The sequence below is a fragment of the Lutibacter oricola genome (genome assembly GCF_900106565.1).
GTDB classification, from domain to species: domain Bacteria; phylum Bacteroidota; class Bacteroidia; order Flavobacteriales; family Flavobacteriaceae; genus Lutibacter; species Lutibacter oricola.
In genome coordinates, this window is sequence record NZ_FNNJ01000001.1 from 749575 (window position 1) to 775078 (window position 25504).

Consider the following 25504-nt stretch of genomic DNA (forward strand, 5'->3'; position numbering starts at 1 on the left):
TTTTTTATTTGCCATATTTTTTAATTGCTTCTTTAATTTTTTCAATCCTATTTTCAGGGTCAGGATGTGTGCTCATTCTTTCTGGAGTTCGATTTGGTCCGGCAGCAGCTTTTAATATTTGCATTACTCCAATTAATTCAGCCGGATTGTATCCTGCATCTATCATAAATTTTACACCTAATTCATCGCTTTCTAATTCATCATCACGACCATAACTCATATTAATAACGTTAGCAATAGCAGCTGCACCTTGCGCTGTGCTTGGGTCAAAGCCAACTGCTACACCACTTAAAATACCTTGTGTTAAACCTTGTTTAGCCATACGTTCTGCAGAATGTCTCCCAACCACGTGACCAATTTCGTGACCTAAAACACCAGCTAATTGATCTTCATTTTTTAATTTTGAAAACAACGCATAGGTAATAAATATTTGTCCTCCAGGTAGTGCAAATGCATTTATAGTGTTTGGATCACGTAATAAGTGAAAATCATATCTATAATTTGTTTGTCTAGCAACACTATTATCTACCAGTTTTTGGCCAACTCTATCAACCATTTTTTGATAGTTTTGATCTGGGTACAAACCGCCGTGTTGTTGTGCCATTTGCGGAGCACTTTGTAAGCCAATAGCAACTTCTTCATCCGTTGTCATTGAAATATGTTGTTTTTTACCAGTAAATTCGTTCACTTCACTATTAGAATAATATTTAAATAGCGTAAACAAAACAATACCAACACCAATAAGTAATTTTACTTTTGAATTTCCTCTTCTCATTTTTTTTTAATTATGTAAGTGTTGTAAATATAGAAAAATATTTGACTTTTAAAAATCTATTTTAAATACAGGCAAGCTAACTTTAATACTTAAGAAAATCATAAATAGTAACACGTGTTACCAATATTAGTATTTTATCTTATATATTTGCCTCAAAATTAAAAAGTATTAGAAATGAGTTTTTTTGGATTATTTGGTGGAAGTGCCGAGCCTATTGAAGAATATTTAAAAGATGGAGCAGTTGTAATTGATGTTAGAACTGTAGATGAATTTAATAGTGGAAATGTAAATGGGTCTAAAAATATTGTGTTAAATACAATACCTGGTAAAATTGCTGAAATTAAAGCAATGAACAAAAAGGTAATTGCTGTTTGTAGAAGTGGTGCTCGTAGTGGACAAGCAACTTCGTTTTTAAAACAAAATGGTATAGATGTTATTAATGGCGGACCTTGGCAAAATGTTGCTAAGTTTGTAAATGAATAACAGTGTTATAAAAAATATAAAAAAGGGAGAAGTTTTAACTTCTCCCTTTTTTATTAGAATATAATTTGATGCTGGTTTTTTAAATTATCAATTTTCTGCTCAAGTTTTTCTAAAAACAATTGATGCTGTTTCGAGCTTGTGTTAAATGGTTTGTGTGCCAATCCTTTTTGAATTGTTTCAACTTCATTCATAATTGAAGTTGTATTTTCATTAACCCAAACATTCTTAAACTGTTCCCAAATATAATTTATAGCCAATTCATTTGGGTGAACCATATCTTCATTATAAAATCGATAATCACGTAAATCATCTAGCATAATTTCATAAGAAGGAAAGTAAAAGGTGCTATTTCTTTTATCTGTAACTTTATTAATTGCAGAAATTAAATGAGCTTTACTAACAGTATTTTCAACAAAACCATCCTTTAAATGACGAACAGGACTTACCGTAAAAATTATTTTTATTGAAGGGTTTTCGGCTTGTACTAAAGTAATAATGTTTTCTAGAGAAGCGATAATTTCTTCAACAGTAAGTAATTCTTGTAAAAACTTTTTTTGAGGCACTTTATGGCAATTTCCAACTATAGAGTCACTTTCAATATGTCTATAAACTCTTGCTGTACCTAATGTAATTACTAGGTGAGTAGTAGTTGCAAGTTGTTTTTTTGTTGAAGTTATTGCTGTATTTAAATTTTTAAGTATTTCTTCTTCAGAAGTTGCGCTTAAATCGGAGTGTGCATAAAAACAATGCCAACGTTCATTTAAATTAAATACATCCTTTTCTGAATATACTCTCTCATTAATTGCATTGGTTATTAAGTTTTCAATAGCAATAGGATTAAATAATATACCAAAAGGATTACTAAAAGTTTGAAACTTGTAGTAATCCAATTTTTTATAGATGTTTTCTGAAAAACAAGAGCCAATTAATAACAGTTTAGAATTATAATCAATTTGATTATGTTCTTTGTTAAGTTTTATGTTGGTTCTAAAATTCATTCAGTAATTTCAATTAAGTTTCCTTCAGGGTCTAAAATAACACTTTCATAATAACCATCTCCTGTAGTGCGTGGTTCTCCAATAATTTGGTAACCATTTTTTCTAATAATTTCAGTTAATTCATTTACCTTTTCAATACTTCCTGTTGAAATTGCTATATGAGCATACCCAAAACTATCTGAATTGTTTTTAATTACCTCACTAACTTTTGGTGAGTGCATTAACTCAATTCGTGCACCATTTTCAAAAGATAAAAAATAGGAGCTAAATTCTTTTTTTGGGTTGTAATATTTTTTATTAGAAGTTACATCAAAAAACTGTAAATAAAATTCTTTAATTTTTTCTAAATCATTAACCCAAATAGCAATATGATCTATTTTCATTTAACTATGAAATATACTCTTTAGCTTTTTCTAGAGCTTCCTCAATACCAGCAGGGTTTTTACCTCCAGCCGTTGCAAAATTAGGTTGGCCTCCTCCGCCACCTTGAATTAGTTTACCAAGTTCTCTAACAATTTGACCAGCATTTAAACTTTTTTCTTCAACTAAATTTTTAGAAATATAACAGGTTAATCCTGCTTTTCCGTTGTTTTCTGTTCCTGCAATCAGGAACAAGTTTTCTACTTGAGTTCCAATTTCAAAAGCTAAGTCTTTTAAACTACCAGCGTCTAAATCTAGTTTTTTAGCTAAAAAGTTTACGCCATTAATTTCTTCAACTTCATTAATTAATTCGCTTTTTAAGTTTTTAGCTTTATCCTTTAATAAACCTTCAATTTGTTTTTTAAGTGCTGTATTTTCATTCTGTAAATCAGCAATTGCTTTTTGTGGGTTTTTAGGGTTTTTTAATAAATCTTTTATTTCAAAAAATGCTCTATTGTTTTCAAAATAGAAATCTTTAGTAGCATCTCCAGTAATAGCTTCAATACGTCTAATTCCTGAAGCAATTGCGCTTTCGCTTACAATTTTAAAATGCCAAATGTCGCTGGTGTTTTCAACGTGAGTACCACCACATAATTCAACAGAGTTTCCAAATTGAATTGCTCTTACAGTATCACCATATTTTTCGCCAAATAAAGCCATTGCACCTTTATCTTGTGCTGTTTGCATTGGTATGTTTCTAAATTCTTCTAGCGGAATTTTACTTTCTATACGTGCATTTACAAAATCTTCAACGGCACGTAACTCATCAACTGTTAATTTAGAAAAATGAGAAAAATCGAAACGTAAATTTTTAGAATGAACTGCAGATCCTTTTTGTTCAACATGAGTTCCTAAAATTTCGCGTAATGCTTGGTGTAATAAATGAGTTGCAGTATGATTGCAATTTGTTCTAAAACGTTGCTTTTCATCTACAACAGCATTAAAAGTTTGTGTTGGGTTTTTTGGTAAACTTTTGGCAAAATGAATTATTAGATTGTTTTCCTTTTTAGTGTCTACAATATAAATTACGTTTCCATTGTCTACTTCAATATATCCTTTATCTCCAACTTGACCACCACCTTCAGCATAAAAAGGTGTCATATTAAATACCAATTGATATAATTCTCCATCTTTTTTTGAAGAAACTTTACGGTAACGAGTAATTTTTACTTTAGTAGCTAAGGTGTCGTACCCAATAAATTCTTCTTCAGTATCTTCTTGTAAAACAACCCAGTCATCAGTTTCTACAACAGCAGCAGCTCTAGATCTATTTTTTTGTTTTTCTAATTCTACATTAAAATCAGACTCATTTAAAGTCATATTTTTTTCTGAAAGAATTAAAGCTGTTAAATCTATTGGAAAACCATAAGTATCAAATAATTCGAATGCTTTTTTACCAGAAACTTCTGTTCCTTTTGTGTTTTTTATAATACCATCTAATAGTATTAAACCTTGTTCAAGTGTTCTTAAAAATGAATTTTCTTCTTCTTTAATTACATTTGTAACTAGTTGTTTTTGAGCTTTAATTTCTGGGAAATTAGCTCCCATTTGTTTGCTTAAAGTGGTAACTAATTTATAAATAAAAGGTTCTTTTTTGTTTAAGAACGTAAATCCGTAACGAATAGCACGTCTTAAAATTCTACGAATTACATAACCAGCACCATTGTTTGATGGTAATTGACCATCTGCAATTGCAAAAGCAACCGCACGAACGTGGTCTGATATTACTCGAATGGCAATATCAACTTCTTCATTTTTACCATAATCATTTTCAGTAATTGCTTCAACCTCTCTAATTAGTGGTGTAAAACAATCTGTATCGTAGTTAGATTGTACGTTTTGCATTACCATACATAAACGCTCAAATCCCATACCAGTATCTACGTGTTTAGAAGGTAGTTTTTCTAAAGAACCATCAGCTTTACGGTTATACTCCATAAATACTAAATTCCAAATTTCCACAACTTGTGGGTGGTCCATATTTACCAGGCTTTTACCAGAAATCTTAGCTTTTTCTTCAGCAGAACGAATATCTACGTGAATTTCAGAACAAGGTCCACAAGGTCCTTGCGCACCCATTTCCCAAAAGTTATCTTTTTTATTACCGTTAATAATTCGGTCTTCATCAATTAATTCTTTCCAAAAGTCAAATGCTTCTTGGTCAAAACCTAATCCATCTTCTTTTGCTCCTTCAAAAACCGATACATACAAACAATCTTTGTCAATTTTTAAAACATCAACTAAAAATTCCCAAGCCCAAGAAATTGCTTCTTTTTTAAAGTAATCTCCAAAACTCCAGTTACCAAGCATTTCGAACATAGTGTGGTGGTAAGTATCTTTACCTACTTCCTCTAAATCGTTATGTTTTCCAGAAACACGTAAACATTTTTGAGAATCGGCTACACGTGCATTAGTTGCCTTTTTTTGACCTAAAAAATATTCCTTAAACGGAACCATTCCGGCATTTGTAAACATCAATGTTGGATCGTTTTTTAAAACCATTGGTGCAGATGGTACAATTGCGTGTTTTTTTGATTCGAAAAAATCTAAAAACTGTTGACGGATTTCTTGTGATTTCATACGTTAATTATATGCTAAATAATGACTGTTTTACTGGTATTGTAAAACATTTTGTAATTTTGTTAATTATGCGCCGCAATATAACTAAATACTGTTGCGTTTAAAAATGCAAAAATAATATAATTTTAAACAATGGCGAAGGTAAAATATTATTACGATTCTGAAACCTTATCTTACCAAAAGATAAAAACTAAAAAGGGACAAAAAATAAGAAGAGTTTTGTTGTCGGTTTTGGCTGCAGTAATTTTTATGTTTCTAGGTTTTGTGGTGTTAACACCTGTGTTTGAGTCGCCTAAAGAAAAGGAGTTAAAACGAGAATTAGAATTTGTAAAACTAAATGAGCAACTTCATAATAAAAAAATAAAGCAGTTAGAAACTGTTTTGCACGATATTCAAGAGAGAGATAATAATATTTACAGGTTGTATTTTGAAGTAAATCCAATACCTGAAGAACAACGAAAAGCAGGATTTGGCGGTGTAAATAGATATAAAGCTTTGGAAGGTTTCGATAATTCGGAAATGATTGCAGATGTTACTAAGAATATGGATATTTTGTCTAAGCAATTATATGTGCAATCAAAATCTTTAGATGAAATTGTGAAATTGGCGGAGAATAAAGAGAAATTATTGGCTGCTATACCAGCAATTCAACCAGTTAAAAAAGAAGATTTAACACGTATGGCGTCTGGTTATGGTTGGCGTACAGATCCATTTACAAAAGCAAGAAAGAAACATTGGGGTATGGATTTTACAGCTCCAACTGGAACACCAATTTATGCTTCAGGAGATGGTAAAATTATTAGAGCCGATCAAAATTCATCGGGTTACGGAAAACATGTTCGTATAGATCACGGGTTTGGTTATGTATCATTATACGCGCATATGAGTAAATACAATGTTCGTAAAGGGCAAAAAGTAAAACGTGGAGATTTAATTGGTTTTGTTGGTAGCACAGGGCGTTCTCAAGCACCGCATTTACATTATGAAATTATTAAAAAAGGAACTAAAATAAATCCAATTAATTTTTATTACGGAAATTTATCTCCTAAAGAGTTTGAGGCAATGCAAAAAGCTGCTGAAATTGAAGGACAATCGCTAGACTAATGTATATAGACTTACCGGAAAAAAGATATTATAAAATAGGTGAAGTGGCCAAAGCTTTTGGTGTTAATACTTCGCATATACGCTTTTGGGAAAAAGAGTTTGATATTTTAAAGCCTAAAAAAAATAAAAAAGGGAATAGACTTTTTACACAAGAAGATGTAAAAAACTTACAGCTAATTTACCATTTAGTTAAAGAGAAAGGTTTTACGCTTGAAGGTGCTAAAACTAAGATGAAAGAAGGATTTAAAACTACAAAAAGTAATCACGATATGATTACAAGATTAGAGCGAATTAAAGCTGAACTAATTAAAATTAAAAAAGAAATTTCGTAAAACAGTAACGAAATACTATTTTTAGTGTCAAATAATAGAATATAAATTTAAAAATAGAATAAAATGAAAAAGTGGTTAATTCCTGTAGGTATAATTGTTGTAGTTGCATTTGCAATCTATAAAATGGCAGTTGGATTTTATAATACAGCTGTAGATTTAGAACAAGATAGTAAAACAGCTTGGTCTAATGTAGAAAGTGCTTACCAGCGTAGAGCAGATTTAATTCCTAATTTAGTTTCAACAGTAAAAGGGTATGCAGCTCACGAAAAAGAAACTTTAGAAGGTGTTATTAAAGCGCGTTCTGAAGCTACAAAAACAACAATAGACCCAACAAATATTACTCCAGAAAAAATGGCAGCTTTTCAAAAAGCACAGGAAGGTTTAAGTGGAGCATTGTCTAGATTATTAGTTACGGTTGAAAGGTATCCAGACTTAAAAGCAAATCAAAACTTTTTAGAGTTGCAAAGTCAATTAGAAGGTACAGAGAATAGAATTAATGTAGAAAGAAATAAATTTAATGAAACAGTTAATAAATTTTCTAAACACATTAAAAAATTCCCAAATAATTTTTTGAATGGATTTATAGGGAATTTTAAAGAGATGCCACGCTTTGAGTCAGCTCCAGGTAGTGATGTTGCTCCAAAAGTAGAATTTTAGAAATGTCAAAAGTTGAAGATTTTTTAACTCAAGCACAAGAGCAAGATATAATAAAAGCAATTAAAGTTGCTGAAAAAAACACATCAGGCGAAATACGTGTGCATATAGAAAAAACAACTAGCAAACCTCCAATGGATAGAGCATTGGAGGTTTTCTATTTACTTGAAATGGAAAAAACAGAACAACGAAATGGCGTTTTGTTTTATGTAGCTGTTGAAAGTAAAAAGTTTGCAATTATTGGTGATGAAGGTATAAACTCTTTAGTGCCAGAAAATTTTTGGGATAGTGAAAAAGAGCTTGTTTTATCTCATTTTGTAAATGGACAAGCTTCATTAGGTTTACAGTTAGCGATAAAAGAAGTAGGAGAAAAATTGAAAGATTTTTTCCCATACCTATCAAATGATAAAAACGAATTGTCTGACGAAATCTCAAAAGGATAAATGAAAAATAACATCAAATTTATTACAGTAATCGTTTCGTTAATTTTAAGTGTTCAAGTAAGTTTTGGACAAGATTTTATACCTAAAAAACCAAAATTCATACCAGCCGTTGTTGATAGTGTTGGGTTACTTTCAGCTAGTCAAAAAGCAGGATTAGAGCATAAACTTGAAGTGTATTCTGACTCGACTTCTACTGAAGTTTTTTTAATGATAGTTAAAGATACGAGAGGAGAAGAAATAAAATACTATGCGGCACAATTGGGTTATAAATGGGGAATAGGTCAAAAAGGCTTAGATAATGGAATTATTATTTTGCTGGCTGAAGGAGATAGAAAAATAGCTATTGAAACAGGCTATGGTATCGAGCATAAATTAACTGACGCGCTAAGTAGAAGAATTATTGAAAATGAAATTATTCCTGAGTTTAAGAATGGAGATTATTTTGGAGGGTTAGATAAAGGAACGGATGCTATTTTTGAAGTTTTAAATGGTACTTATAAAAAGAATAACACTAAAGAAAATGAATCAGGCTTTCCTTTTATACTAATTGTAATTATCATATTTATATTAATTATTATTTTTTCTCGAAAAAACAGAGGGAATGGAGGGAGCGGAGGAAGAGGCTTTAGAAGAAACACAGCAACCGATATTTTAGAAACCATAATTTTAAGTGGAGCTGGAAGAAGTAGTGGCGGAGGTTTTGGTAGCGGCGGATTTGGTGGTGGAAGCTCTGGTGGATTTGGCGGATTTGGCGGAGGCGGAAGTTTTGGTGGCGGTGGAGCTAGTGGAAGCTGGTAATTTATACAACAACAAATTTAATGAAAGAATTTTGGGATTCACGTTATAGTGAACAAGAATACGCATATGGAACTGAACCTAATCAGTTTTTTAAAAGTGCTTTAGATTCTTATGCTGTAGAAGGTTCAATTTTATTTCCTGCAGAAGGTGAAGGTAGAAATGCTATTTATGCAGCTAAAAAAGGGTTAGATGTTTATGCCTTTGATATAAGTGAAGAAGGGAAAAAGAAAGCCTTAAAACTTGCGAAAAATGAAAAGGTATCAATTAATTATGAAGTAGGAGAACTATTCAACTTGAATTTAATTGATACAAAGTTTAATGCTACTGCGTTAATTTTTGCTCATTTTCCAACTGATATTTTAAAAGAATATCATCAAAAAATTGCTGATTTAATTAAGCCAAAAGGCATTGTTATTCTAGAAGGTTACAGTAAAAATCATACAGGGCACGGAGGTCCTAAAAACCGAGATATGTTGTTTACTAAAGAAATGATTCAGCAACATTTTTCTAATTTTAAAATAATTTCATTAGTAGAGAAGGAAGTGAAACTTTCTGAAGGAAAATACCATCAAGGTTTAGGAACTGTAATTAGGTTTATTGGCGAAAAAATAAGTTAGAATATCTTCTTTTTTTGAAACCAACGTCCGTTTAAACTTAGGTTTAACGATAGCTTGTGAATATTATCAACAATTAAATTATTATCTAAAGTACCTTCTTTTCCGTAAGAATACGTTAGGTTTAACATAGAAGAGCTGTTTTTTGAGAATGGTAAACCAAGCCCAGCCGATACTCCATAGCTGTCAATTTTTGTGTCTGAAACAGTTAAATATCCAGAATCGTAATTTGCACCAAATCTATAAGCCACAGTATTCCAATATTTAAAATTGTCTGTAGATGGTTTGTATTCTAAACCAACACCAAAAGTGTTTTGATCGCTGTAAGTATATGATGAGTTAGATTGGTAGCTGTCGCTCCAAAAACTTTTTCTATAATCTACATTTACAGTTACGTTTTTTATTTGAGATGAAATACCAACACCAATTTTTAAAGGTAATTCATAATCGTCTATAGATTCGTCCGTTTCAGATAAAACAGATACAGAAGACGTACTGAATGATTTTGTACCTTCAACATCTTGACTTCCTTTTAAGGTTGAAGGTAAACTTACTGTTGCTCCAAAAGTAGTTTTACTACCTAGTAGGTTATTTAAAGTATATTGAAATCCTGTTTTTAAACCTACACCATTGTAATGGTTGCTTTCTTCAAGTAAAACTTCAGAAGAACCATAGGTAATTATTTGTTCTTGATCTATGGAACCAAAATAAGCCATTAATTGTAAACCCACAGAAAAGTTTTTTGTTAATTGATAACCGTGTCCCCAAGAAATTTCACTTATACCTCCAGAACCAATAATGTTAGTATAATAGTCTGCTTGGCTACCTTCAATAGGTTGTTCTAAATCTATTTCGTAGCTAACTTTTGTTGTTGGTATTAAGCTAAAACTCATTTTCCATTTTTTAGAAACGGCAAAACCAATACCAATGTTTGTAAAGTTAAAATCGTTGTTACTTTGTGTTGTTTGGTAATCTTCTTTGGTAGAAAAAGTATTACTCACTCCAACTTCATATAAAAATAAACCAGGTGTTAGGGCTGTTAAAGAAGCAGGGTTTAAGTTGTTTAATAGGCGAGAAGAACTATATGCTATTCCCGTATTTCCCATAGCATTTGAATTTCCAAATAGCGTTGAGTTTTCTTTACCAATTCCAAAAATTGAATATGGCGAATCAAAATCGCTTTGCGCTAATACTGAAAATGAAATACCGAATATAAATAATATAACTAGTTGAGGTTTCATATTAGAATGTTAAATAAGTTAGAATTAGCTTCATTTTAAGGTTAGAATCTTCTGGACTTTCAGAATCGTGAATTAATAATTGATTAATACTTTTAGTATTTTCTGGAAATTCTAGCATTAGAGAATAATCTAAGTTGTAAGAACTTGTAAGTATTTCTTCTGTAAAATAACTTACGTCTGCAGTGTAGTAAATGTTATTATCAAACTCATTATCTGTACTAATAAGTTGGGCATAAACACTATTACCACTATAACTTGTAAGTTGTTGTATTTTTCTGTTTTTTTTATCAACCACGTAAACAGCTAAAGAATCAATTAAGTTAATTTCGTTATAACTATTTTTATCTGGATACATTTTTAGAACGGCACTAAGCGCAGTTCCATCATTTTCTAAATCGTTTAACGATTTTAAGTTAGGAATATCTACTCGCATTGCAACTCCTGTACCCGATTGTAAATACACTTTGTTTGAAGTATTGGAACTTGAAAGTATATCTTCACTATCAGTTAAAGAGCTTATTTGAGTGGTCGATTTATCGCTAGTTATACTGTTAAAGGTAGTATTTGTACCTGTTAATGTAAAGTCTAATATGTAGTCATTATCTTCATCGTCATCATCGTCAATAGAGTAAAAAAAACGAATGGCAGAATAATTATAAGTACTACCTGTAGAATATTTAAAGCCTAAAATTGTATTTGTTTCGTTTTCTGGTACAATAGTAATTCCTCTAAATTCTTTCTCAAGGTCAGATGTGGTTTCAATTTCGTTATTTTTTATTTTATCAAAAAGAGATTTACCAAACTCATTTTTTAATGTTATTGAAATTGAATCCTTTTTATTTGGATATGGGGTAAAAGAGGCTTCACCCAAAATTTCGCTATCAAAGTCTAGAAATGAAGTATTGTAAAAATACAAATCATCATCTTCATCATTCGGTTCAAATTTTTCAATTACTTCGTGTATTTTGTAAGTTTGAACTAGAGTAGTATCTCCATAATAATACCTGTCGTAGTGCATTACTAAGGCTACGGAATCGAACACAGCATCCGTATCAATAGTAAATGTTGAAGGTGTGTATTTTAAATAACTTTGAGAAGTTAAATTTCCAAATGTTTCATTTTGCAGCTTTCCTATTAATAATCTACCAGAGTCTGATGTTATTAATGAGTCTGCAATTATTGTTGAAGCTTCTAAAGTTATGGTATCTGTTTGAAATAGATGTTGATCTGTTTCTAAAAAATCTACACCAACCTCATATAACTTAGAATCATCAGAACAGGAAAATAAACTTATTAAGCCTATAAATATTACTATAAAATATTGTTTCATTCTACTTTTTTGAGCAAAAGTATTTGATGAGGTGTGTATTTAGGTTACAAAATAGATAAAGGATTAAAAAGTATAGATGAAGGTGTTAATTAAAAGTTAAATAGCAGTAAATCAGCACGTTTAATTGTTTGTTGATGGATTTGGCTATTTGGTAGATAAAAAGCTATAGTTTGTCTATTATGTTATTCTCCATTGAATTTAACATTATAGTTTTGTTTCGAAATTAAGAATGGAATATGACAAATAAGATTTTAATGATTTTACTACTTTTTAGTGTTGTAAACGTAGTAGGGCAAGATAGAAACCTTTTTAATATAGAAATTGGAGGTTTACCGGCAAGTTCGGATGCTGTATCATTAAAAATGGTAGAAGCTAAATTAAATATTCCAGTTAAGTTGAAGACAGGAGTGCTTATAAACAGCCTTTCATTTTCAAGTTTAAAATTAGATTATGAAGATTATCAACTTTTAAATACAGATGAGTTGGAAGAGTTTAAGGCGGTATCATATAGTATAGGTTATATGAATAGAATAAATGAAAAATGGAGTTATATGGTGAATTTTTCGCCTCAAATAGCTTCAAATTTTGAAGCAAGCCTAACTTTAGATGATTTTAATTTTAATGGAGGTGTAATTTTTACAAAAACAAGCAGTAATAGTAAATTGAATTTAGGTTTAGTAATAAATTCTGGATTCGGTTTAGCAGTTCCATTGCCAGTAATTAGTTACTCAAAACAAGTTAATGAGCGTTTTTCTTATGTATTGGGTATGCCAGTTACAAAGGCTGAATATAAGTTTAACAAAAGAAATAAGGTAAGTTTATTTGTAAAGCCGAAAGGATTTATTGCCAACCTATCTAACAATATTCAATTTGAAAATGGTTTGGCCAAAAAAGCTAGATATACGTCTATTGTTTCAGGTTTAAGTTTTGGACATCAAATAGACGATAACTGGGGTATAAATTTTAACGGAGGTTATCAATTGTATTCTAATTATAGCCTTCAAAGTAACGATAGAACAGAATTATATGATTTTAATACATCTAATGGAATATACGCAAGCGTAGGCTTGAGTTTTAATTTAATAAACAATAAAAAAAGAAAGAATTAATTATGAAATTTAAAAACGTATTATTAAAATTTATACCCATATTATTAATTGGTTTGGTTGTAAGTTGTAGCGATGATGACGATACAGAATATGGAAACTGGGTAGAAAGTTCATCTTTTGATGGAGACGCTCGGGGTAATTCAGTATCTTTTGTAATAGGAGATAAAGGATATTTAGTTGCCGGTTATGATGGAGATGATTATTTAAGTGATGTTTGGGAGTATGATAAAGAAGGAGATTATTGGGTTCAAAAAGCAGATTTTCCAGGAGTAGCACGTAGTGGAGCTGTAGGGTTTGCAATTGATGGAAAAGGATATTTTGGTACGGGATTTGATGGAGATGATAAACTAAAAGATTTTTGGAGTTTTGATCCTGTAGCTAATGTTTGGGAACAAAAAGCAGATTTTATTGGAAGCGAAAGGTATGGAGCTGTTGGTTTTGCTGTTTCAGGAATGGGATATGTAGGAACAGGTTATGACGGAAGCGAATTAAAAGATTTCTATAAGTACAACCCAACTACAGATCAATGGGAGCAGTCTGTTGGTTTTGGTGGAGACAAAAGAAAAGATGCTGCAGTTTTTGTAATAGGAGACAATGCTTATATGGGAACAGGGCTGCATAATGGAGCTTACGAGAATGATTTTTATGTATTTGATGGTACTTCTGAAACTTGGACTAGATTAAAAGATTTAGATGATGACGATGAGGATTATACAATATTATTATCAGGTGGTGTAGGCTTTTCATTACAAGGTATGGGATACATTGTAACTGGTGGAGCGAGTGGAGTTTCAACAGCTGTTTGGGAATATGATCCAGTTACAGATACTTGGGATGATAGACCAGATTATGAAGGTTCTGCAAGACAAGATGCTATAGCTTTTAGTTTTTCAGATAAAGCATTTGTAGCTATGGGTAGAAGTGGAAGTTATTATTTTGATGATAACTGGGAATTTAGACCTCTTGAAGAAGAAGATGAAGACGATTAAATTTGTAAGGTAAATTTATATTAAATATTGTAAAGGGCTAATGCTATAGTTTTAGTGTTAGCCTTTTTTAGACTTATGAAACATAAAATAATAGCAATGGTGGTCGTTTTATTAGTTTTGGTAGTGTCCATAAAACTAGTAGTAGCAACAAAAAATGATACTAATTATACAATAAAAACATTTCAAATTGAAAAAGGTTGGGGTTATAGTATTTTTAAAGGAAACAATATAATTATTCGTCAAGGTGAAATACCTTCTATAAAAGAGCGAAAACACTTTTTAAATGAAGAAGATGCATTAAATTGTGGTAAAATAATGTTAAAAAAGCTTACAGAACACCGTTTGCCTAGCGTTTCTTATGAAGAGCTAGAGCAGAATGGAGTACATTTGTAATTGAATTATTAAAGTGTCAAATAGCAAGAGAAATATCAACCCAATAATTATCCATGTTTTATGTTGGATAGTATTTTTATTAATAAATGTTTCAACATTTTATTTAAGATTTGGTTTTTTACCAGACCATTCTTTTGTTTTTCGTTTTGGGTTTGAAATTTTAATTTTTTATCTGAATTTTTCAATTTTAGTTCCAAAATTATTGTTGAACAATAAAGTGGTACTATATGTTGTTACTTCAGGGGTATTTATTGTTTTTGCTTCTTTTGTTTCGGATACGTTATTTGTTTCAGAATTGGTTGAAAAAGTTAATATTGAAAGAGCTCGACTTCACGGAGACCCTAATGGACCGGTTCGAAAACTTCATTTTATAATATTTATTCTTTCGTTTGCAATTGGAACAAGTGTTAAGCTAGTTTCGGAATGGTATAAGTCCGAAAAGTTAAAGCAACAAATTGAAAATCAAAAAATTAGTGCGGAGATTTCGTTTTTAAAAACACAATTAAACCCTCATTTTTTATTCAACTCATTAAATAGTATTTATTCCTTAGCCAATAAAAAATCTGACGATACTACTGAAGCTATTGTAACACTTTCGGAGTTAATGCGATATATGATTTATGAAACTCAAAAAGAGCTAGTGCCTTTGGCAGATGAAATAAATTATATTAAAAATTATATAGATCTTCAAAATTTAAGATTGAAAGATTCTAGCGGTGTTAGAGTTAATATTCATGGTAAAATTGATCATAAAATTGAACCATTGTTGTTAATCTCATTTATTGAAAACGCCTTTAAATATGGTACAGATTATAACGGTAAAACAGATATTAGAATTTGTATTGAGGTTGTTGATAGTAATTTAACCTTAGAAGTTTCAAATTATGTTTCTATTCATAAAAGAGACGATCAGAACTCTGGAATTGGGCTTAAAAATGTGAAAAACAGATTGCAATTGCAATATCCAAATTCACACGAGTTAAAAATTGAAGAAGAAGACAAAAGATTTTCAGTTAAATTAAAACTAAAGCTTAAAAGCAATTGATTATGATGAAATGTTTAATTATTGATGATGAGCCTTTGGCAATTGAGTTATTAGAAGATTTTGTGTCTAAAGTATCTTTTTTAGAATTGGTAAAAAGCTGCTCTAGTGCGTTTGAAGCTATGGAAGCTATTCAAACAGAAAAAATAGATTTAATATTTTCTGATATTGAAATGCCTGATTTTACAGGAATTGAATTTATAAAATCTTTAGAGCAAAAACCATTAATTATTTTTACAACGGCATACTCACATTATGCAGTTGAAGGTTTTAATTTAAATGCGGTAGATTATCTAGTAAAACCAATTCCGTTTCATCGATTTATAAAGGCGGTAAATAGAGCTCAAGAGCTATTTAATTTAAAGTTAGAGCAAGAAGAAACTGTAGTAGCAATTCCTGAAGTTGTTAAGCCAAAAGTTGATTTTATTTTTGTAAAATCCGAGTATGAAAATGTGAAAGTAAACTTAAGTAAAGTTAAATATATTGAAGGTTTAAAAGATTATATTAAGATATATACAGATAAGCCAAACCCAATTTTAACTTTAAACAGTTTAAAAGCTTTTGAAGATAAATTACCAACTAATTTTGTTCGTGTACATCGTTCTTTTATTGTATCTCTAGATTATATAGATTCTGTTCAAAGAAACAGAATTGTTATAGAGAAAGTTAGAGTTCCAATAGGTCAAAATTATAAAGACGAATTTCTGAAGCGAATAGAAAGTTAAGAGGTTTAGATCTCTATGTAGTGTTGGTAGTGTTTTTTTTATTGAAATACTTATTGCTTATTGAGTTAAAATAGTGATTTTAAAAACTTAAAATTTGAAATGTTGAATTTCGTAAAACTGTAAAAAAACTTTACTTCAAAATAAAAAAGCAAAAAATAAACACTACATCAAAAAAGTAAACCCAGCAAAATCAATAGGGGAAGACTATTAACAACTCTCAATATATTTTCTAAAACCTACAAGCTAATAAATATCATACTTGTAGCTAGTATTAGAGAGTAGCTTTGTCATATTAAAGTTAATGATATGATAAAAATATTTAAAACTTCAAAAAATGTTATTGTTAATATAGATGAGTATTTCGATAATGTTGAATTAGGGATACTAAATTTTAAAGAAGGAGTAAATAACTATTTAAATGGGAATTCTTCGGCTTTTGAAAATAACCTACATAAAATAGAAGAACTTGAAGGTAAAGCAGATTCTATTATTAAAAAAAGGAAAAATAATTAATAAAGTAGGTAACAAAATCTACCATATTAATGTTATTCAAAAATTTTATACAGAGCTTGGTATTGAGTTTAAGCGTTACCGTGTAATAATGAATAGAAAAGGAATTAAACGTATTGAACCAGTTGAATTAGACAGTTTTTAAGTAGTCTTCTAATAACTCAGAAATAGCATCAGTTTTAACTAGTTTGTATTCGAAGCTTCCTTTTTGTAGCGTTTTTCTCATATACTTTCCAACTGCTCTTACCAGTAATAAATCTATATCAACTAAAATGTCTAAAAGTTCATCGTGGTTGTGTTCACCGTGTTCGTGCTTATGTCCAATATGGTTGTGTTCATCATTTTCACCACGGAGATGTCCTTCGTTTCTGTCGTGGTCGTGGCTATTTGTATTTTTTACATATTTTACAGATTCAATTATGCCGTTATTTATGGTGTAAAAGGCAAATTCAGAAGCTCTTCCGGTTCTTTTTGCAATCGATTTTCTGTCGTTTGTAGGTAGTGCAATTTTCATAATGTTTATTTTTTATTTAGCTTCTCTTTTAATTTTTTAGCTAGAATTATAGCTAAGGTTCCTCCTAAAAATGATACAATTAAATTTATAGTAAGAAGGCTATAATTTATATTTTCTAGTTTAACTATTGATAAAGGATTAAAACCAAGCTTTCCCAAAGACTTAATAAAAAAGATACTGCCAAAAACACCTGCAATAGTATTGCCTATAATTCCAAAGGAATATTTTTTGAAAATTACCGCTGTAATATTTGCGCCTATTATTCCAACTAAAATACTTATTAATGAAATTAATGTTGCAGTCATAGTTATTTTGTTAATGTCCGTAATCCATCTTGTCAATTTTTCCTTTAAGTAATCTTTTTTGAATTATAAAATAGATTACAACTAGTATTACACCAACAATTGCCCAATTAAAAGCAATAGATAATCCGTAGTTTTCCGTAGCTGTATTATAAATTGTTAAAGATTCGTTTATTGTATTTGTTGAAGGTAATATTACCGGAAATAATGATGCTAAAGATGAGGTAATACCACCAATTATTAGCAAGGTTGAAAGTATAAAACCGTGATTGTCTTTCTTAATTTTTTTTATGAAAAGCAAACCAAATAACCCGATTAAATAAAGTAAAGGAAATACTATTAAGTATGGTCTTTCAACAAAATTATTTAATGAATTTGGATTTACAATTTGCCAAACAATTATAGAAAATACTGTTAATACAATTAAAACAATAGTTAAATTAAAAATAACTGTTTTTAATTTTTTATTAATGGAAGCTTCTGTTTTTAAGCGTATCCAAGTAGCGCCGTGAATAGCTAAAGTAACTACAGCAATTATTCCAATAATTAAGGTAAACCAATCTATAACTCCAGGAGTTTCACTTAAAGGGCTAAAACTACTATCCCATAATGGTAGAAAAAAGTAGTGAGCTTCGTGTAGCGATTTTCCGTTTTCAACACTACCTAAATTTACACCTCTAACAATGTTTCCTAAAGCAATTCCGAAAAATAAAGCCAATAATAAACTAGATACTCCGAAGGATTTATCCCAAATAGAGGTCCACATTTCATTGTTAAACTGACTTCTAAATTCTAAACCTATAGCTCTAAATATAATTAGCCATAACACAATAATTAGCGGAAGGTAAAAACCACTAAATACTGAAGCATAAAAAGTAGGAAAGGCCATAAAAAGCATTCCACCTGCAGCAACTAACCAAACTTCATTAGAATCCCAAAATAATCCAGCAGCTTTTGCTATAACTTTTTTATCTTTTTCTTTTTTAGCAAAGAATAAGTGAATAATTCCTGTACCAAAATCATAACCATCTAAAACAAAGAAAATAGCTAAAACAAGAGCAATAAGTATAAACCAAAATAATTCCATAATTTAATGTTTTAAAGGTTTTGGACCTTGATGAATGGTTTTACCAACCAATATTAAAAATAACAATCCTAATAGCATATATAAGGCTACAAAGCCCAAAAGTGTAAACAATGTGTTTCCTGAAGAAACTGTAGGAGAAACTCCTTCACTAGTTTTTAGTAAACCATAAACTAAGTATGGTTGTCTACCTAATTCTGCAACATACCAACCTGTAAGATTAGCTATGTATGGAAACGGAACTAAAAACATAATTGTCCAAAGTAAAGGTTTTACTGTATGTAATTTTCTTTTCCATAATTGGAAAGCTGCCAAAAACATAACCCCAATAAATATAGTTCCTAAACCAACCATAATATGGTATGAATAGTAAAGCGCAGGAATATTATCTGGTAATTCTTCTTTTTTAAACTGATCCATTCCTGGAATTTGTCTACTCCAATCTTGGTAAGTTAAAAAGCTTAATATATTTGGAACAGCAATTTTATTGTCTAATTTTTTTTCAACCATATTAGGTTGTCCAATTAATACAATTTCTGCTCCAGCGTGTTCTGTTTCAAAAATACCTTCCATAGCAGCAAAACTTGCAGGTTGAAATTTAGCTACATTTTTAGCATTCCAGTCTCCAGTAGGAAAAGCAACTAATAAACTAGATACTAACCCAAAAATAACACCTGTTTTTAAAAACAATTTTCCGTGTTCAGAGTATTTGTTTCTTAATATGTAAAAAGCACCAATACTAGCTACAACAAAAGCAGAGGTAACTACAGAGGCAAATTGATTGTGTAAAAATGCCGGTAATAACCAAGGGTTTGTAAACAACTCAGAAAAGTTTTCAAGTACAAATTTACCATTGTCTAAAATTTCATAACCTACTGGGTGTTGCATCCAAGCGTTTGTGGCTAAAATAAACCAACCACTTGCCCAAGAACCTAGAAAAACTAGAAAACCTGTTAAAAAATGAAGTTTTTGACCCATTAGTTTTTCACCAAAAATAAAGAGTGCTAAAAAGGAAGATTCTAAAAAGAAGGAAAACATTCCTTCCATAGCCAATGTTTGTCCAATTATACCGCCTGTTAATTCTGAGAATTTTGCCCAATTAGTACCAAACTGAAATTCCATTGGAATACCTGTAACTACACCCATTGTAAAGTTAATGGCAAATATTTTCATAAAAAATAAGGCAGCATCATTATACTTTTGAATCTTTGTTTTTAAGAATTTCCACTTAAAAAAAACAATAATTAAAGATAGTCCCATTGTTAATTGTGGGAATATGTAGTGAAATGTGATAGTAAATGCAAACTGCAATCTATCGTAGAAAATCATATCTTCCATTTTCAGAAAAAAAATTATAGCTGTTTAGCTAATTAGAAAGTGTAAAATTACGAATTAAACCAAGAACTTATGTAAGTAAAACTACACTAGTTTTTAAATAAAATGCTCTAGAAGTACTTTACTGCTTGACTTTGTAAGTTTTACGTAGTAAAAAAATAAACCACTTAGTATTTTGCATGACTAAGTGGTTTATTTTAAATGTTAAAGTATGTAGTTTTTATTTCTTTCTGAAGTAAATAATTATTGGCACACCTTTAAAATCGTATAATTCACGTAATTTGTTTTCAACAAAACGTTTGTATGGATCTCTAATGTATTGTGGTAAATTACAGAAAAACACAAACTGAGGTGTTGGTGTTGGTAATTGCATACAATATTTAATTTTTACAAATTTACCTTTATAAGCTGGTGGCGGGTTTTGTTTCATGAAATCTAACAACGCTTCGTTTAATTTACTTGTAGGAATACGTTTTTTACGATTTTCAAAAACTTCAACAGCAGATTCTATGGCTTTAAAAACACGTTGTTTTGTTAATGCACTAATAAATACTATTGGTACATCGGTAAAAGGGGCAATTTCTCGTCTAATATAAGCATCAAAATCACGCATTGTATTGGTTTCTTTTTCAATTAAATCCCATTTGTTAACTAATACAATAATTCCTTTTTTGTTTTTTTCAGCCAACCAAAATATATTTTCGTCTTGACCTTCAAAACCTCTAGATGCATCTAAAACAAGAATTGCAACATCACAATGTTCAATTGCTCTTACAGCTCTCATTACAGAGTAAAATTCTAAATCTTCTTTTACTTTAGATTTTTTTCTAATTCCGGCAGTGTCAACTAAGTTAAATTCAAACCCAAAACGGTTGTATTTAGTATCTATAGAATCTCTTGTTGTACCTGCAATATTGGTAACAATATTTCTGTCTTCACCAATTAAAGCATTGATAAATGAAGATTTTCCTGCATTTGGCCGACCAACTACAGCAAAACGAGGTAATTCGCTTTCTTCTTCAAATTCGTTTTCTAATTTTAATGCTAAAGCATCTAAAAGTTCTCCTGTTCCACCACCGTTAATAGATGATATGGTGTGATATTCTCCAAGTCCTAAATTATAAAACTCAACAGCATCGTTTTCGCGCATTGCATTATCTACTTTGTTAACAGCCATAAAAACAGGCTTTTTAACTTTACGTAAAATATTTGCAACTTCAGTATCCATTGGCGTAATACCTTCTTCAACATCTACAACAAAAACAATAATATCAGCTTCATCTATAGCTAATTCTACTTGTTTTCTAATTTCACCTTCAAAAATATCGTCCGATCCAATAGCGTAACCACCAGTATCAATTACCGAAAATTCTTTTCCATTCCAATCACTTTTACCATAATGTCTATCACGCGTAACACCACTAACTGAATCTACAATTGCTTGGCGCTGCTTGATTAAACGATTAAATAATGTTGATTTTCCAACATTTGGTCTTCCTACTATGGCTACAATATTACTCATTGATGCTTTTAATTTTTTGCAAAAATACACTTTTTTATTTTGAATAAACGCTAGTTAACCTGCTGAAAATAGGATATTCACATAATTTAGGTATATTACAACACCTAAAAATAACTTTTATGCAAGAAGAACGCAATAGTAATATACATTTAAGGCCTCGATTTAAAATGGAATTTGAAGAAAATAAGGAGCAGCTTATTAATAAATTTCATGATAATTTAAATGATGGTGAATGTAAATATTGTAGTAAAATTGTAGATGGACACATTATAATTGATGTTCCTAAAGAAAATAGTCATTTTTGGTCGCCACAACTAAATATTCAAGTAGAAAAAGCAGAAGGTGAAAAAACAATTGTAAAAGGGTTATTTGGGCCAAAACCTACTGTTTGGACATTTTTTATGTTTATTCACTTTGCAGCAGCAGTTGCATTTATTGGTTTTTCTATAATGTGGTATGTAAAATATACTATAAAGCAGGATACTACTTTAGCTATGGTAATGACAATTAGTTTACCTGTTTTTTGGTTTATTCTTTATTTTTTAGGAAGAATGGGTAAAAGAACCGGCCATAAGCAAATGGACGAACTGCATAGTTTTATGATGAAAACATTGGATAAAAAGCTTTAGTTAATCATTGTAACCAAAACGTTTTAATTGTCGCTTGTCATTTCTCCAATTTTTATTCACTTTAACATATAATTCAATATGAATTTTTTTATTGAAGAATTTCTCTAAGTCTTTTCTAGCTTCAGTACCAACTCTTTTTAGGGCAGCACCTTTATGACCAATAATAATTCCTTTTTGAGTATCACGTTCAACCATAATAACCGAACGGATTTTAATAATTTTATCTGTTTCAATAAACTCTTCGGTTTCAATTTCTACAGCGTAAGGAATTTCTTTTTTATAGTGAAGTAATATTTTTTCTCTAATAGCTTCATTAATAAAAAAGCGTTCTGGTTTATCTGTTAATTGATCTTTAGGGTAAAATGCTGGAGATTCTGGTAGTAATTCTAAAATTCTATCAAAAACATTTTGAACGTTGAAGTTTTCTAATGCTGAAATTACATGAATTTCTGCATTTGGAACTTTGCTTTTCCAATAGTCTAATTTTTCTTCTACTTGGTCTTGTGTAGACTTGTCTATTTTATTAAGCAATAATAAAACAGGTATTTTAGAATTAATTATTTTATTGAAAAAATTTTCATCTTTTAAATCCTTTTCTCCAATTTCAACCATATAAATTAATACATCTGCATCTTCAAAAGCCGATTTTACAAAATCCATCATAGAAGATTGTAACTCGTAAGCTGGTTTTATAATTCCAGGAGTGTCAGATAAAATTACTTGAAAATCATCACCATTTACTATACCTAAAATTCGGTGTCGTGTAGTTTGCGCTTTAGATGTAATAATAGATAAACGTTCACCAATAAACGCATTCATTAATGTAGATTTACCTACGTTAGGATTTCCAATAATATTTACAAAACCTGCTTTGTGTGCCATAGTATTAACTTATAAAACGGCAAAGTTAGGGCAATTGAACCTTTTTAACTTACATTTTATAAAAAAGTTAATGGTTTAAACGTTTTGTTTAGTATTGTTTTATCATCGACTTGCATCCAATTTTTAAGAATTGTAGCATAAATTCTTCTAAAATCTACCGAGTATTTTAAATCTCCATTTTCATCTAAATCACTTAGGTTTGGCATTTCATTATAAATTCCATTTTTTTTTAGGTTCTTTCCAATAATAAATACATTGTTTGCAGTACCATGGTCAGTACCATTGGCGGCATTTTGTTTTACTCTTCGGCCAAATTCAGAAAAAGTTAAAATTAACGTATCTTTTAAGGTGTCATTTTTTTCTAAATCTTTAACAAACGCTTCTATAGATTCCGCATAAACACTCAATAATCGTTCTTGACGACCAATTTGATTAAAATGTGTATCGAAACCACCTAATGATGTATAAAGTACCTTGCAATCTACACCAGAGTTTATAAATTCTGCTGCTGTTTTTAACTGGTTTCCTAATGGGTTGTTTGGGTATTCTTGTGTTGATTTGTATGTTTTAGATTTGTTGTAAATGTATTTTGCTGAATTTTCTGCAGCAATCATTGTTTTGTATAAATAACCTAAATTATGCTCACTTAAATGCTGATCGTTATGGTGTTCGAGCACTTTTTTAAAATAAGGGTCTTGTGCATTGTTAAACAATTGCTTGGCGTCTTGAATGGCCATTCCGTTCAATTTATTACCTTTCATAACTAACGATAAACTATCGTCTACTTCAATGGCATTATGGGGAGTTTTACCATAAGAATCTAAATATCTACCTAACCATCCAGAATTTAAATATTGATCGGAATTACTTGCTGTATGCCAAATATCGGTAGACCTAAAATGCGAACGATTTGGGTTTGGATAACCTACGTTGTTAATAATGGATAAGTAACCTTTGTCATATAAATTTTTAATAGGAGCTAAGTTTTTATGAAGTCCTAACTCGTCATTTAGTTTTAAAATATTGTTACCTTTTTGACTAATAGTTGGTCTGTTTTTATAGTAAATGTCATTTCTATATGGTACAACAGTGTTTAAACCATCGTTACCTCCAGAAAGTTGAACAATTACCAAGCGTTTGTAACCAGCTAGATTTAAATTTAAGTTGTTAAAAGCATTTACAAAACTTGGCACGTAAAATAAGCTACTTGCAAGTGCACTATTTTTTAAAAATTCTCTTCTTTTCATGTGGTAAATTTTAACAAAGTTGGTATTCTGGTAACGACATTAATTGCAGGCAATAATCTTTAGGTTTGTCAAAAGCAATGTTAGATAATAATACCTTAGCATCTTCACTTAATTTGCCACTTAATAGGTGCTGTTGTATTTGTAATGCATTTAAGTTTGAATAATTAGAGTTAAACTCCGTTTCATTAACCTCAATTTTTAGATAACTTTTCCGTCTTTTTCTATTTTTTAAATATTGCTCATAGGTATCTTCAAATTCAGAAATACCAGCTAAAGAAATTACTGCGTTGTTAAAAAGAATAGCAGGTAATTTTAATCTAAGCATTAACGTATTAGTGTCTATCCAACTTTGACCACCTTCCCAGCCTGCTACATTAATTGGGTTTAGTAATTGTTGTCCTAATCTTTTTTGAAGGTAAAGCAACTGTTTTTTTGATTTAAATTTATAGGGTGCAACATTGTTAATGCCAGCAAGTAAGTCTATTGGCGATTTTATTTTTGTACCAATATTTTCTTCATTATAAAACCATTTAGACATAAAAATAAAACGCATTAGTTTTTCAATATTATAATTGGGATAAAATACCCTAACCATTTCGTTTATATGGTTTGTGTTAATAGTGGTATTAACAAAATAGCGGTAAATTTTTTCGCATATAAATTGTGCACATTGCTTTTGTTCTAAAATTATATCAATAATATCTTCACCATTGAAGTTTCCTTTTTTATTGAAAAACTCTTTTTCTCCAAAATCGTGGTGTCTTTCTCTTAAAATAAAATCTCCATTTAATTTATGATTCCAGCCAGTAAATGCCTTGGCAGATTCTTTTATGTCTTTTTCAGAATAGTTCCCAACACCTAGCGTAAAAAGTTCCATTAATTCGCGAGCAAAGTTTTCATTAGGGCTTTGCTTTTTATTCTGTTTGGCGTTTAAATATTTAATCATCGAAGCCGATTTAGAAACCTCTTTAACAAAATCTCCAAAATTACCTAGTGCATTTTTTCTTAAAATATTATTGAATTGTTGAATGTGAAATATGTTTTGAGCCTTACAAACAAAATGGTTAGCCCAAAATAAGGTCATACGTTCTCTAAGTATTTCATTTGGATTAAATATTCTATCTATCCAAGCTACATTTAACTCGATAATTTTTTTTCTGTTTAGTTTTTGAAGCTCCCTTTTTTCATCTGCATTTAAATTTCGAAAATCTTTATACTTTTTTATATCGTTAAAGCTAGCAATTTTTACAGGAGTACTATTTTTTGAAGTTTCAAAAAGTTGATTTACCAGTTGTTTTTTGCTTTTTTGCTGAAGTTTAGAAAAATCTTTAGGATTTATTCCAAAACCACCTCTTGAATATAAATGTCGTATGTGTTTGGGCTTCATATGTTTACTTTAGAACTTGTTTTTGTTTGACTTTAAAATTACAAAAAAGTTTAATTATAAGT

Annotated in this window: 28 protein-coding genes; 14 read left to right on the plus strand and 14 right to left on the minus strand. The window is 30.1% G+C overall.

Annotation, left to right across the window (positions count from 1 at the left end; all coding sequences use genetic code 11):
• Positions 1 to 4: 4 nt before the first annotated feature.
• On the minus strand, positions 5 to 775 hold the full coding sequence (locus tag BLU40_RS02975) for a M48 family metallopeptidase (protein WP_090119547.1): 771 nt from the start codon (positions 773 to 775) through the stop codon (positions 5 to 7).
• A gap of 174 nt (positions 776 to 949) precedes the next feature.
• On the opposite strand from BLU40_RS02975, the gene BLU40_RS02980 reads away from it, so the two are divergent.
• Positions 950 to 1258, plus strand: a complete 309-nt coding sequence (locus tag BLU40_RS02980) for a rhodanese-like domain-containing protein (protein ID WP_090119549.1) — start codon at positions 950 to 952, stop codon at positions 1256 to 1258.
• Positions 1259 to 1311: 53 nt separating this feature from the next.
• Here BLU40_RS02980 and BLU40_RS02985 read toward each other — a convergent pair whose 3' ends face one another.
• Genes BLU40_RS02985 through alaS form a run of 3 tightly spaced genes read right to left on the minus strand, consistent with a single transcriptional unit; the run spans position 1312 to position 5256 of the window.
• On the minus strand, positions 1312 to 2256 hold the full coding sequence (locus BLU40_RS02985; protein WP_090119551.1) for a GSCFA domain-containing protein: 945 nt from the start codon (positions 2254 to 2256) through the stop codon (positions 1312 to 1314).
• A complete protein-coding gene (locus tag BLU40_RS02990) occupies positions 2253 to 2639 on the minus strand; it encodes a VOC family protein (RefSeq protein WP_090119553.1) in 387 nt (128 codons plus the stop codon). Before BLU40_RS02990 ends, BLU40_RS02985 begins: the two co-directional genes overlap by 4 nt.
• A 4-nt stretch (positions 2640 to 2643) precedes the next feature.
• Positions 2644 to 5256: an alanine--tRNA ligase gene (gene alaS / locus BLU40_RS02995; RefSeq protein ID WP_090119554.1), complete on the minus strand. Its 2613-nt coding sequence runs from the start codon at positions 5254 to 5256 to the stop codon at positions 2644 to 2646.
• Positions 5257 to 5388: 132 nt separating this feature from the next.
• Between alaS and BLU40_RS03000 the strand changes: the two genes are divergently transcribed.
• The 6 genes from BLU40_RS03000 to BLU40_RS03025 all read left to right on the plus strand — a co-directional run bounded on the left by BLU40_RS03000 (position 5389) and on the right by BLU40_RS03025 (position 9204).
• Complete coding sequence (locus BLU40_RS03000; protein ID WP_090119556.1) at positions 5389 to 6360, plus strand: M23 family metallopeptidase; 972 nt, start codon at positions 5389 to 5391, stop codon at positions 6358 to 6360.
• Positions 6360 to 6692 (plus strand): MerR family transcriptional regulator, encoded by a 333-nt coding sequence (locus BLU40_RS03005; RefSeq protein ID WP_090119558.1) that lies wholly within the window; start codon positions 6360 to 6362, stop codon positions 6690 to 6692. The genes BLU40_RS03000 and BLU40_RS03005 overlap by 1 nt, the downstream gene beginning before the upstream one ends.
• 63 nt (positions 6693 to 6755) lie before the next feature.
• Positions 6756 to 7349 (plus strand): LemA family protein, encoded by a 594-nt coding sequence (locus BLU40_RS03010; protein WP_090119560.1) that lies wholly within the window; start codon positions 6756 to 6758, stop codon positions 7347 to 7349.
• 2 nt (positions 7350 to 7351) lie between these two features.
• Complete coding sequence (locus tag BLU40_RS03015) at positions 7352 to 7789, plus strand: TPM domain-containing protein (RefSeq protein ID WP_090119562.1); 438 nt, start codon at positions 7352 to 7354, stop codon at positions 7787 to 7789.
• Positions 7790 to 8587, plus strand: coding sequence for a TPM domain-containing protein (locus BLU40_RS03020; RefSeq protein WP_090119564.1), 798 nt, complete (start codon positions 7790 to 7792; stop codon positions 8585 to 8587).
• 20 nt (positions 8588 to 8607) lie between these two features.
• Positions 8608 to 9204, plus strand: a complete 597-nt coding sequence (locus BLU40_RS03025; protein WP_090119567.1) for a class I SAM-dependent methyltransferase — start codon at positions 8608 to 8610, stop codon at positions 9202 to 9204.
• Here BLU40_RS03025 and BLU40_RS03030 read toward each other — a convergent pair.
• Both BLU40_RS03030 and BLU40_RS03035 read right to left on the minus strand, forming a co-directional pair.
• Positions 9201 to 10442, minus strand: a complete 1242-nt coding sequence (locus BLU40_RS03030; protein ID WP_090119569.1) for a BamG family beta-barrel-assembly machinery protein — start codon at positions 10440 to 10442, stop codon at positions 9201 to 9203. The two genes, BLU40_RS03025 and BLU40_RS03030, sit on opposite strands and share 4 nt — an antisense overlap.
• Before the next feature lies 1 nt (position 10443).
• Positions 10444 to 11772, minus strand: a complete 1329-nt coding sequence (locus BLU40_RS03035) for a DUF4270 family protein (protein ID WP_090119571.1) — start codon at positions 11770 to 11772, stop codon at positions 10444 to 10446.
• A 236-nt stretch (positions 11773 to 12008) separates the two neighbouring features.
• Here BLU40_RS03035 and BLU40_RS03040 point away from each other — a divergent pair, with 236 nt between their 5' ends.
• From BLU40_RS03040 to BLU40_RS03065, 6 genes are all read left to right on the plus strand, one after another.
• Positions 12009 to 12881 carry a DUF6268 family outer membrane beta-barrel protein gene (locus tag BLU40_RS03040; RefSeq protein ID WP_090119573.1) on the plus strand — a complete coding sequence of 291 codons (873 nt, stop codon included), beginning with the start codon at positions 12009 to 12011 and terminating at the stop codon, positions 12879 to 12881.
• Between the two features lie 2 nt (positions 12882 to 12883).
• Positions 12884 to 13870, plus strand: a complete 987-nt coding sequence (locus BLU40_RS03045) for a Kelch repeat-containing protein (RefSeq protein ID WP_090119575.1) — start codon at positions 12884 to 12886, stop codon at positions 13868 to 13870.
• Between the two features lie 75 nt (positions 13871 to 13945).
• On the plus strand, positions 13946 to 14263 hold the full coding sequence (locus tag BLU40_RS03050) for a DUF4907 domain-containing protein (RefSeq protein WP_090119577.1): 318 nt from the start codon (positions 13946 to 13948) through the stop codon (positions 14261 to 14263).
• Positions 14264 to 14465: 202 nt separating this feature from the next.
• Entirely contained in the window at positions 14466 to 15308 is an 843-nt protein-coding gene (locus BLU40_RS03055) for a sensor histidine kinase (RefSeq protein ID WP_175454734.1), read from the plus strand.
• 2 nt (positions 15309 to 15310) lie between these two features.
• The gene (locus BLU40_RS03060; protein ID WP_317040114.1) at positions 15311 to 16030 is read left to right on the plus strand and encodes a LytR/AlgR family response regulator transcription factor; all 720 of its coding nucleotides are present in this window, start codon (positions 15311 to 15313) and stop codon (positions 16028 to 16030) included.
• 306 nt (positions 16031 to 16336) lie between these two features.
• A complete protein-coding gene (locus BLU40_RS03065; RefSeq protein WP_090119581.1) occupies positions 16337 to 16543 on the plus strand; it encodes a hypothetical protein in 207 nt (68 codons plus the stop codon).
• A gap of 127 nt (positions 16544 to 16670) precedes the next feature.
• On the opposite strand, the gene BLU40_RS03075 is transcribed toward BLU40_RS03065, so the two are convergent.
• From BLU40_RS03075 to der, 5 genes are all read right to left on the minus strand, one after another.
• On the minus strand, positions 16671 to 17054 hold the full coding sequence (locus BLU40_RS03075; protein ID WP_090119584.1) for a NifB/NifX family molybdenum-iron cluster-binding protein: 384 nt from the start codon (positions 17052 to 17054) through the stop codon (positions 16671 to 16673).
• Positions 17055 to 17059: 5 nt separating this feature from the next.
• On the minus strand, positions 17060 to 17359 hold the full coding sequence (locus BLU40_RS03080; RefSeq protein ID WP_090119588.1) for a hypothetical protein: 300 nt from the start codon (positions 17357 to 17359) through the stop codon (positions 17060 to 17062).
• 10 nt (positions 17360 to 17369) lie between these two features.
• Positions 17370 to 18443: a cytochrome d ubiquinol oxidase subunit II gene (cydB, locus tag BLU40_RS03085; RefSeq protein ID WP_090119590.1), complete on the minus strand. Its 1074-nt coding sequence runs from the start codon at positions 18441 to 18443 to the stop codon at positions 17370 to 17372.
• Between the two features lie 3 nt (positions 18444 to 18446).
• Complete coding sequence (locus BLU40_RS03090; protein WP_090119593.1) at positions 18447 to 19778, minus strand: cytochrome ubiquinol oxidase subunit I; 1332 nt, start codon at positions 19776 to 19778, stop codon at positions 18447 to 18449.
• Positions 19779 to 19995: 217 nt separating this feature from the next.
• Complete coding sequence (der, locus tag BLU40_RS03095; RefSeq protein WP_090119595.1) at positions 19996 to 21297, minus strand: ribosome biogenesis GTPase Der; 1302 nt, start codon at positions 21295 to 21297, stop codon at positions 19996 to 19998.
• A 119-nt stretch (positions 21298 to 21416) separates the two neighbouring features.
• Between der and BLU40_RS03100 the strand changes: the two genes are divergently transcribed.
• Positions 21417 to 21926, plus strand: coding sequence for a GTP-binding protein (locus BLU40_RS03100; RefSeq protein WP_139170912.1), 510 nt, complete (start codon positions 21417 to 21419; stop codon positions 21924 to 21926).
• Here BLU40_RS03100 and era read toward each other — a convergent pair whose 3' ends face one another.
• The 3 genes from era to BLU40_RS03115 are packed head-to-tail and all read right to left on the minus strand — an operon-like array spanning position 21927 to position 25442.
• The gene (gene era, locus BLU40_RS03105) at positions 21927 to 22808 is read right to left on the minus strand and encodes a GTPase Era (protein WP_090119600.1); all 882 of its coding nucleotides are present in this window, start codon (positions 22806 to 22808) and stop codon (positions 21927 to 21929) included.
• Positions 22809 to 22864: 56 nt separating this feature from the next.
• Positions 22865 to 24055, minus strand: a complete 1191-nt coding sequence (locus BLU40_RS03110; protein WP_090119602.1) for a DUF1501 domain-containing protein — start codon at positions 24053 to 24055, stop codon at positions 22865 to 22867.
• 10 nt (positions 24056 to 24065) lie between these two features.
• Positions 24066 to 25442 (minus strand): DUF1800 domain-containing protein, encoded by a 1377-nt coding sequence (locus tag BLU40_RS03115; protein ID WP_090119604.1) that lies wholly within the window; start codon positions 25440 to 25442, stop codon positions 24066 to 24068.
• Between the last annotated feature and the right edge of the window lie 62 nt (positions 25443 to 25504).